Source organism: Coprococcus intestinihominis (genome assembly GCF_040096555.1).
In the GTDB taxonomy this organism is placed as follows: Bacteria; Bacillota; Clostridia; order Lachnospirales; family Lachnospiraceae; genus Coprococcus_A; species Coprococcus_A intestinihominis.
Genome location: NZ_JBBMEK010000017.1, coordinates 18,382 through 27,034 on the forward strand (window position 1 = coordinate 18,382; position 8,653 = coordinate 27,034).

An 8,653-nucleotide genomic window follows, 5' to 3' on the forward strand; every position below is an offset into this window, starting at 1 on the left:
CGGATTCGCAGGCAAGTGAATGGTATAGTTATTTACGAAACGATGTACTAGAATCGAATAACCGCATCTGTAAACAAAAGAAAAACGCAACCTCTCTGTTCTTAGTGCCAAACGAATGCGCTATTGGCACACACCCCCAAAGAAAGGTTACGTTTTTCCTTTTCCCAATCACTTTTAAATTCTCAGTTGAACTTCTGTATTCCTATAAAGAACGATACAGATCTTCGTACTTTCTCGCTGAATTGCCCCAGGAGAAATCTGCTGCCATTGCCCTGTCTACAATACGGTTCCATGCTTCTCTGTCACCATAATAAACAGACTTGGCATACTCAATCACATGCAGCATCTCATGTGCATTATAATTTGCAAAACTGAATCCTGTACCGCTTCCTGTATATTCATTATACGGTTCTACAGTTTCTTTCAGACCGCCTGTCTCCCTCACAATCGGCAATGTACCATAGCGAAGACTCATCAGCTGACTGAGTCCGCATGGTTCAAACAGTGACGGCATCAGAAATGCATCGCATGCACCATAGATTCTGTGGGAACGGGTATTGTCATAACAGATACTTGCCGAAACTCTGTCTTTATACTTCCATTCATAGTATCTGAACATATTCTCATAGCGTGGATCACCTGTACCGAGAATAACAAACTGTACATCTTCCGCACAAATCTGTTCCATCACACAATCGATCAGATCTATTCCCTTCTGATCTGTCAATCTTGAAACAAGACCGATCATAAACTTGCCACCGTCTACCTGCATGCCAAGCTCCTGCTGCAGCGCCGTCTTATTATGCACCTTCTCTGTTCTGAAATTATACGGAGAATAATTGTGTACAAGCATCGGATCCGTCTCCGGGTTATACTCATCATAATCAATACCATTGACAATACCCGAAAGATTATTGGATCTCGCACGCATCAATCCATCCAGTCCCTCTCCATAGAACGGATACTTGATCTCATTCGCATAAACACCGCTGACAGTGGTGATCCAGTCTGCGTAAACAAGGCCGCCCTTCAGATAATTGCCGGCGCCGTATGCTTCCAGTTTGTCTGATGTAAACAGATAGCCCGGAAGTCCTGTTACACGCATCATATCATCAATGTTCCATGTTCCCTGGAACTTCAGATTGTGGATTGTCATCACGGCTTTCATGTTCTGGTAAAAATCGCTGTAAGAAGAACTATCCCAGAATTCATTCTTCAGATAAACCGGCATAAGACCCGTCTGCCAGTCATGACAATGGATGATGTCCGGTCTGAAATCGATAACACAAAGCATCGTCAGTGCGGCCTTACTGAAGTAAGCAAACTTCTCAAGATCCCACAATCCATCTTCATAAATCCTGTCTCCGGAAAAATAGTATTCATTGTCGATAAAATAAAATGTCACGCCATCCAGCATCATCTGAAATACACCGACATAAATCATCCGTCCTGCCATATTGATATAAAAATTCGTCATATATTCCATCTGCTGTTGAAAATGTTCCGGAATCACTCTGTATTTCGGCAATACAACCCTGACATCAAATTCATCTCTATTGTATGCCTTCGGCAAAGATCCGACAACGTCTGCCAATCCGCCTGTCTTAATAAATGGTACCGCTTCAGATGCCGCAAATAGGACTTTCTTCATAAGGCTTTGTTCCTCCTGTTATTGCATTATATTGTATCTTCTATTATTATACAACATAATTCGTTGCAATAAAAGCATAAATTTTGTGAATTTTCAGTCAATTATCAACTCCTGTTCTTGTATTCCAGTCGGATTTTATCCGCGATCAACGCAATAAATTCACTGTTAGTTGGTTTGCCTTTTCCGGTATGTATGGTATAGCCAAAAAGCTCATCAATGGTATCCATCTTGCCTCTACTCCAGGCCACTTCGATAGCATGGCGGATTGCGCGTTCCACACGGCTCGGCGTCGTCTTATTCATCTTGGCAATGGTCGGATACAGGACCTTCGTAATCGAATTAATGACCTCCCGGTTATCCACTGACATAATAATGGCATCCCGCAGATACTGATAACCTTTGATATGCGCCGGCACACCAATCTCATGAATAATGTTGGTCACATCTGTTTCCAGATTCTTTTCCCGGTATTCTGTCATATAATCTGTTTGTCTGCTCTTCTGTGTATGGACCGGCTGTAAAATCTGTCGTTCAGTCACCTGATGAATACGACGCAGAATCATATCATTTTCAAATGGCTTCATAATATAATACATGGCGCCGAGATTAAAAGCATTCTCCGTGATGTTTTCCTTTCCAATGGCAGAAATCACAATAAATGCGGGTCGTTTCTTCAGCGACATATCCTTATTGACCTGCTGCATGACCTCCAGACCGTCAAGCTTCGGCATAATCAAATCCAAAAGGACAACATCCGGCTCCTGATTCTTAATAATGTCCAATGCCTGAACGCCATCGTCCCCTCTTCCGATGACTTCAATATCCTTATCCGTCTGTAATATGGCATCCAACAAACTGACCATCTTCTCATTGTCATCAACAATCGCAACATTGATTTTTGTCATAACGCAGCCTCCCATTCTTCATCTTTTTCCAACAAGCGTCAAATGTATTATATTATCAAAAAAAGATTGTCTCAATTAATAAAACTCGCAATAACCACCAAAATAGGACAATATTTTCTAATTTTTTTATTATTTTTACTTATGAAGACGAAAAACATATTATTTTGTCTGTTTTTATTCAATTTTTTATTTTTTTCTAAAAATCAAAAGGGCTTATTGCTGTTTATTTTCAAACATGATACACTTTTATTAATGTTAATTATTTCAAATCCATTGAATTAAAGAGGTTTTTTTATGCAAAAAGAAAATAAAGGCAGCATCGACCTGACAAGAGGATCGATTCCCGGCGGTATTCTGGCCTTTGCCATTCCGCTGTTTCTCGGTCAGCTGCTTCAGCAGTTGTATAACATGGTTGATGCATGGGTCATCGGCAACTTTGCGGATAACGATGCTTTTGCCGCCGTCAGTTCCACCGGCACTGTCGTCTTTCTGATCATCGGTTTTTTCTCCGGCATTGCCACCGGCGGCGGTGTCGTTATTTCACGCTATTTTGGCGCCCGCGATGAAGACAATGTTTCAAAGGCTGTCCACACGAATTTCCTGATGGGGCTGATTGCTTCCGCAATCGGCACTGTTGCCGGTCTTATCCTGACTCCCCATCTTCTGGTATGGCTTGGCACCCCGGACTCTGTTATGCCTCATGCCTTAAGGTATCTGCAGATTTATTTCGGCGGTGTATCCACTGTTATCCTCTACAACATCTGCATGTCCATCATGCGTGCCCTGGGTGACAGTATTCATCCCCTTTACTATCTGTTATTCTCTTCCATTGTGAATATCGGTCTGGATCTGCTTTTTGTGGCCCATCCTGCCTTTCACTGGGGTGTTACAGGTGCTGCAGCCGCCACTGTGATCTCTCAGGGTCTCAGCGTCATTCTCTGTTTGTTTCGTATGTGTCGGATTAAAGATTATACCCGGCTTGATTTCAAAAAGCTGCATTACCATTCCCACATGATGAAGAAGGTGTTGTATCAGGGTCTGCCCGCCGGCATTCAGAATGCCGTGATCACCATCGGTAACCTGGTGATTCAGAAGAATATCAATTCCTTCGGCGCTTACGCTATGTCCGGAATGGGGGCCTACTCCAAGATTGAGGGATTCGTTTTCCTTCCGATTATGAGTATGGCCATGGCACTTCCGACCTTCGTCAGTCAGAACCTGGGAGCCAGGCAATACCATCGTGCCAAAAAGGGCGCCGTTTTCGGCATCTTATTTGGCATGATCACCGCTGAGGTTACCGGACTTCTGATCTACTTTTTTATTCCATATGCACTGAAGATTTTCGGCAGTACACAGGAAGCCGTTGCCTACGGCACTATTCACGCCCACATTGTCAGCCTGTTTTTCTTCCTGCTGGCCTTTTCCCATTGCTCCGCCGGTGTGATGAGAGGCTGCGGCTATGCTGTTGTGCCAATGGCGGGAATGCTGCTTTTCTGGTGCGGCCTGCGTATCGTCTACGTCACCACAGCACTCCGGTTCTTCCCAGTCTTTCAGATGATTTCCTGGGCCTATCCACTGACATGGGGATGCAGTACCATCCTGTTTCTGATCTTCCTGTTCAAAGCCGACTGGCAGCATCATTTGGACTAAATGTGTATGCTATCATTGATTTGATTGATAGTTTGCACTGAACATTTTTCAAAGGCTGTTCGCACAATTGCGAATGGCCTTTTTTATTTTTTGGAAATATCTGTAAATTATTCTAGTTGTATAGGTAATTTTTCACTATATCACCACTTTAATTTCCTAAAATTTTTATACTTTTTTACGTTGACAAAATAAATTATCAAGGGCTATAATACTGCTAACGAAAAGTTAAAGGCGATGACGAAGAGAAGTAGCGCTGTTTATCGCTTCCAGTGAGTGGAGAGAGTGAGAACCCACAGAATGAATCAGCGTGAATAACACTTTAACAGCCGCAATCTGAACAGCATTTTGCCCAGTAGGTGCGCCGTCAGCTGGACGTCAGACAGCAGGAGGTTTTTGCCTCTGTTGAGAGACTGCATTGCAGTAATTCAGGTGGTACCGCGGATTTTATATTCGTCCTGAACGATCATCGTTCAGGGCGATTTTTTTATTTGCAGGGAATAGGCTGCAGGCGCAGGAATGTGCCAAGGCACTTGTTATACGTTTCGTCCTGGACATCTCAGCAGATATGATTGAATATCACAAAATGAAAGGGGACCAATTATGACAACACCAAACATTTACCGCAGCAGAATTTTAAACGAGATCAGCGAAAGCGACGTTGGCAAGACCATCCGTGTCGCAGGCTGGGTTGAAAATATCCGTGACCACGGCGGTGTATCTTTTATTGATTTGAGAGATATGTACGGTGTCCTCCAGGTTGTTTTAAGAGACACTTCTCTCCTGGACGGTATTACCAAAGAAAACTGCATCTCCATCGAAGGTGTCATTGACCACCGCGATGAGGAGACTTACAATCCGAAGATTCCTACAGGCACTATCGAACTTGAAGCTCACAGCATCGATATGCTGGGCAAGGTTTATCACCAGCTGCCTTTTGAGATTATGACTTCCAAGGAAATCCGTGAAGATGTCCGTCTGAAGTACCGTTATCTTGACTTAAGAAACCAGAAAGTCAAAGACAACATCATTTTCCGTTCACAGGTCATCAGCTTCCTTCGTCAGAAGATGACAGAGATGGGATTTCTTGAAATCCAGACACCGATTCTCTGCGCTTCTTCTCCTGAAGGTGCCAGAGATTATATCGTACCATCCAGAAAGTTCAAAGGTCGTTTTTATGCATTGCCTCAGGCTCCGCAGCAGTACAAACAGCTGCTGATGGTTTCCGGTTTTGATAAATACTTCCAGATTGCACCATGTTTCCGTGATGAGGATGCCCGTGCAGACCGTTCACCGGGCGAATTCTATCAGTTGGACTTTGAGATGAGCTTCGCTACTCAGGAAGAGGTCTTCCGTGTAGGTGAAGAAGTTCTGACAGCCACTTTTGAAAAATTTGCACCGGAAGGTGCTTCTGTCACAGCTGCCCCTTATCCTGTGATCAGCTACAAGGATGCCATGCTGCAGTTCGGCTCTGACAAGCCGGATCTAAGAAACCCGCTTCGTATCATGGATGTCACAGAATTCTTTCAGAGATGTACATTCAAACCTTTCCTGAAACGTACCGTCCGTGCCATCAGGGTTCATGCCGATATGTCCAAGGGTTTTCATGAGAAACTGCTGAAATTCGCCACTTCCATCGGTATGGGCGGCCTTGGTTACCTGGAAGTCATGGAAGATAATAGTTATAAAGGCCCCATTGACAAATTTATCCCTGATGACATGAAGCAGGAATTTGCTGAACTCACAGGTCTTGAAGTGGGCGATACGATTTTCTTTATTGCGGATAAAGAAGAACGTGCTAACCTTTTTGCCGGACAGCTCCGCAACGAACTGGGTGAACGTCTTGACCTGATCGAGAAGAATGCCTTCCGCTTCTGTTTTGTCAACGACTTCCCGATGTATGAATACAACAAGGACGAGAAGAAGATGGATTTCACACACAACCCATTCTCTATGCCTCAGGGCGGCCTTGAAGCACTGAACACCATGAACCCTGAAGATATCCTGGCTTATCAGTATGATATCGTCTGCAACGGCGTGGAGCTTTCCTCCGGTGCTGTCCGCAACCACGATCTGGATATCATGGTCAAAGCCTTTGAAATCGCAGGCTACAGCGAAGAAGACCTGAAGACGAAATTCGGTGCGCTCTACAACGCTTTCCAGTTTGGTGCCCCACCACACGCCGGTATGGCCCCTGGTATCGACCGAATGATCATGCTGCTGAGAAATGAAGACAACATTCGAGAAGTAATTGCCTTCCCAATGAACGGCAACGCACAGGATCTCATGTGCGGCGCACCGGGTATTGTCACTGAGACTCAGCTGAGAGAGGCACACATTAAAGTGCGCGATTAATCCATCACATTGTATTTTCAGTAAATATATAAAGGCTTCACAGGCAGGATTATATTTTACATATCCTATCTGTGAAGCCTTATAAAGTGAAAGCATTTTCCAAATCTTTTCAGTCTCTTTGATGTTTTATTAAATATTTGTAACTCCTCAATAGTTATCATCTGCTGATACTATTAGGAAATCATCTTACTTTTCTCCTGAAATTCCTCCGGAGTCATATTCATAAGTGCGGCAGCTCTTTGCAGACTGATATCTCCGCTTTGAATAAGCGTTACCAAAAGTTGGACTCTTCCCTCATCTCTGCCGTCTTGTATCATTTCCTGTATTGCCTTACACATATTCACATTTCCCATATCATCAACCTCCTCTCGCTTAATATGTGTATGTGTGATAACGTGAACTACCCATTGTCTAAAGCCAATGGGCTTCCTGCTTCACAGATCTCTTCAAACAAAACGGTGCTCACCAAATATGAAAAAGGCGCCCAAAAATATCAGGCGCCGCTATTTAATATTATTAAATTCGATTTCTGAGGTTTTCACCTTTAAGATAAGCTTCCAAATTTGCGGCTGCAATATCCACAATGCGTTCAAATGTCTCCGGCAGATGGAACTGCCCGGATATATGCGGTGTCATCATCAGGTTCGGCAGCTGCCACAATGGGCTGTCTGCCGGCAGCGGTTCCGGTTCCGTGACATCAATTCCCGCTGAGGCAATCCAGCCCTCAGAAAGTGCTTCATACAGTACTTCTGAAGCCACTGCGTCTCCCCTTCCGCTGTTTAAGAAGATGGCAGTGTCCTTCATGGCCATCAATCGTTCTTTTGTGTACATATGATATGTAGTCGCTGTTGACGGTACAAAGGAAGCTACAACATCCACTTTCGGCAATAAGTTATCCAGCTCGTCCATGGTATGTAATTCATGAACACCTTCCGGACATGGTCCCATGGAGCGTTTCAGACCAATGACACGAGCGCCAAGAGCACTGGCCAATCTGGCAAAATGCAGGCCGATATCGCCCAGTCCCACAACAAGCACTGTGACATCTGTAATGGATGTGACTGTACCAAAATCGCTCCATTCGTTCTTTGTCTGGGCGTCTCTGTATAAATTCAGCTTCTTCTGCAGCATCAAAAGCATGGCAAAACTGTGCTCTGCCACTGCCTTGCCGTAAGCACCTGTGGCACTTGTCAACATTGTAGTACTTCTTAAAATCCCCGGCTTCACATAAGCATCTGCGCCGGCAGAATTCAACTGCAGCCACTGCAGGCGTTCCGGCTCATGCAGTCTGTCCGGCTTCACATTGCCGATAATCACATCTGCTGCTTCAATCATTTCTTCTGTTGCCGTCTGGGGTGACGCATACACAAACCGGCAGCCTTTACCGGCACGCTCCAACTTCTCTTTATGTCTCTCCTCTGCAGGGATCACAACCAAAACCGTTTTCTCCATCATAATCTCCATAAAACCTCTGCGTATCTATCACATCATTCATTTTATAATCACTAAAAATTATTTTACCGTCCAGGTTTAAATATTTCAACTGCAAAACGCTTAAAAACGCCTGCGTTTTGCTCCACTTTTTAGGCCTGACGGCAAATATTGAAAAGACGAAATGCCTGCTCTGCTGTGTCTGTCAGGTTCTGTTTGGCATTTTCCGGTTTCATGGCTTCTTCCAGTGTTGAAATGCCTCGAAGGATTGGGAAGAAGGCATCGATACCGTTTTTGTTGCACTCTGTGGCATCTTTTGTCACACTGCCGGCAAAGGCCAGTACAGGAATGTCAAATTTTTTGGCCAACCCGGCAACCCCCACAGGTGCTTTGCCCATGGCTGTCTGGAAATCCAGTCTGCCTTCCCCTGTTACAACAACATCTGCTCCTTTGACATAGGATTCCAGTTTTGTTTCTTCCAGAACGATTTTGATCCCAGACTCAAGAACTGCGTTGGTAAATGTCAGAAATGCAAAACCAAGGCCGCCTGCTGCGCCGGTCCCCGGTTCATTCAGATTGGCTTTCGGAAATTTTTCCCTTGCAAGAGCTGCATAATAACGAAGCCATTTATCCATCTCCATAATTATGGATGGATTGGCACCTT

Annotated in this window: 7 protein-coding genes; 2 read left to right on the forward strand and 5 right to left on the reverse strand. The window is 44.4% G+C overall.

Translation table 11 applies throughout. The features are described from left to right. Nucleotides 1-202 precede the first annotated feature (202 nt). Nucleotides 203-1,651, reverse strand: coding sequence for a glycogen synthase GlgA (gene glgA / locus WMO25_RS02640; RefSeq protein WP_349083942.1), 1,449 nt, complete (start codon nucleotides 1,649-1,651; stop codon nucleotides 203-205). Nucleotides 1,652-1,755: 104 nt separating this feature from the next. Continuing rightward, nucleotides 1,756-2,556: a sporulation transcription factor Spo0A gene (spo0A, locus tag WMO25_RS02645; protein WP_349083944.1), complete on the reverse strand. Its 801-nt coding sequence runs from the start codon at nucleotides 2,554-2,556 to the stop codon at nucleotides 1,756-1,758. 294 nt (nucleotides 2,557-2,850) lie between these two features. Between spo0A and WMO25_RS02650 the strand changes: the two genes are divergently transcribed. Next, nucleotides 2,851-4,206 (forward strand): MATE family efflux transporter, encoded by a 1,356-nt coding sequence (locus tag WMO25_RS02650; RefSeq protein ID WP_349083945.1) that lies wholly within the window; start codon nucleotides 2,851-2,853, stop codon nucleotides 4,204-4,206. Between the two features lie 600 nt (nucleotides 4,207-4,806). Further along, nucleotides 4,807-6,558: an aspartate--tRNA ligase gene (gene aspS / locus WMO25_RS02655; RefSeq protein WP_349083946.1), complete on the forward strand. Its 1,752-nt coding sequence runs from the start codon at nucleotides 4,807-4,809 to the stop codon at nucleotides 6,556-6,558. 173 nt (nucleotides 6,559-6,731) lie between these two features. On the opposite strand, the gene WMO25_RS02660 is transcribed toward aspS, so the two are convergent. The 3 genes from WMO25_RS02660 to WMO25_RS02670 all read right to left on the reverse strand — a co-directional run. Beyond that, complete coding sequence (locus WMO25_RS02660) at nucleotides 6,732-6,911, reverse strand: hypothetical protein (RefSeq protein ID WP_215688975.1); 180 nt, start codon at nucleotides 6,909-6,911, stop codon at nucleotides 6,732-6,734. Between the two features lie 163 nt (nucleotides 6,912-7,074). Next, nucleotides 7,075-8,022, reverse strand: coding sequence for a D-2-hydroxyacid dehydrogenase (locus WMO25_RS02665; protein WP_349083947.1), 948 nt, complete (start codon nucleotides 8,020-8,022; stop codon nucleotides 7,075-7,077). A 119-nt stretch (nucleotides 8,023-8,141) separates the two neighbouring features. Continuing rightward, nucleotides 8,142-8,653: glycerate kinase (locus WMO25_RS02670; RefSeq protein ID WP_349083948.1), on the reverse strand; the 512-nt coding region annotated here is incomplete at its 5' end.

Excerpts from the sequence above, each read along its gene's own strand:
- glgA (WP_349083942.1), bottom strand. The coding sequence starts at position 1,651 with ATGAAGAAAGTCCTATTTGCGGCATCTGAAGCGGTACCATTTATTAAG.
- spo0A (WP_349083944.1), bottom strand. The coding sequence starts at position 2,556 with ATGACAAAAATCAATGTTGCGATTGTTGATGACAATGAGAAGATGGTC.
- WMO25_RS02650 (WP_349083945.1), top strand. The coding sequence starts at position 2,851 with ATGCAAAAAGAAAATAAAGGCAGCATCGACCTGACAAGAGGATCGATT.
- aspS (WP_349083946.1), top strand. The coding sequence starts at position 4,807 with ATGACAACACCAAACATTTACCGCAGCAGAATTTTAAACGAGATCAGC.
- WMO25_RS02660 (WP_215688975.1), bottom strand. The coding sequence starts at position 6,911 with ATGGGAAATGTGAATATGTGTAAGGCAATACAGGAAATGATACAAGAC.
- WMO25_RS02665 (WP_349083947.1), bottom strand. The coding sequence starts at position 8,022 with ATGGAGATTATGATGGAGAAAACGGTTTTGGTTGTGATCCCTGCAGAG.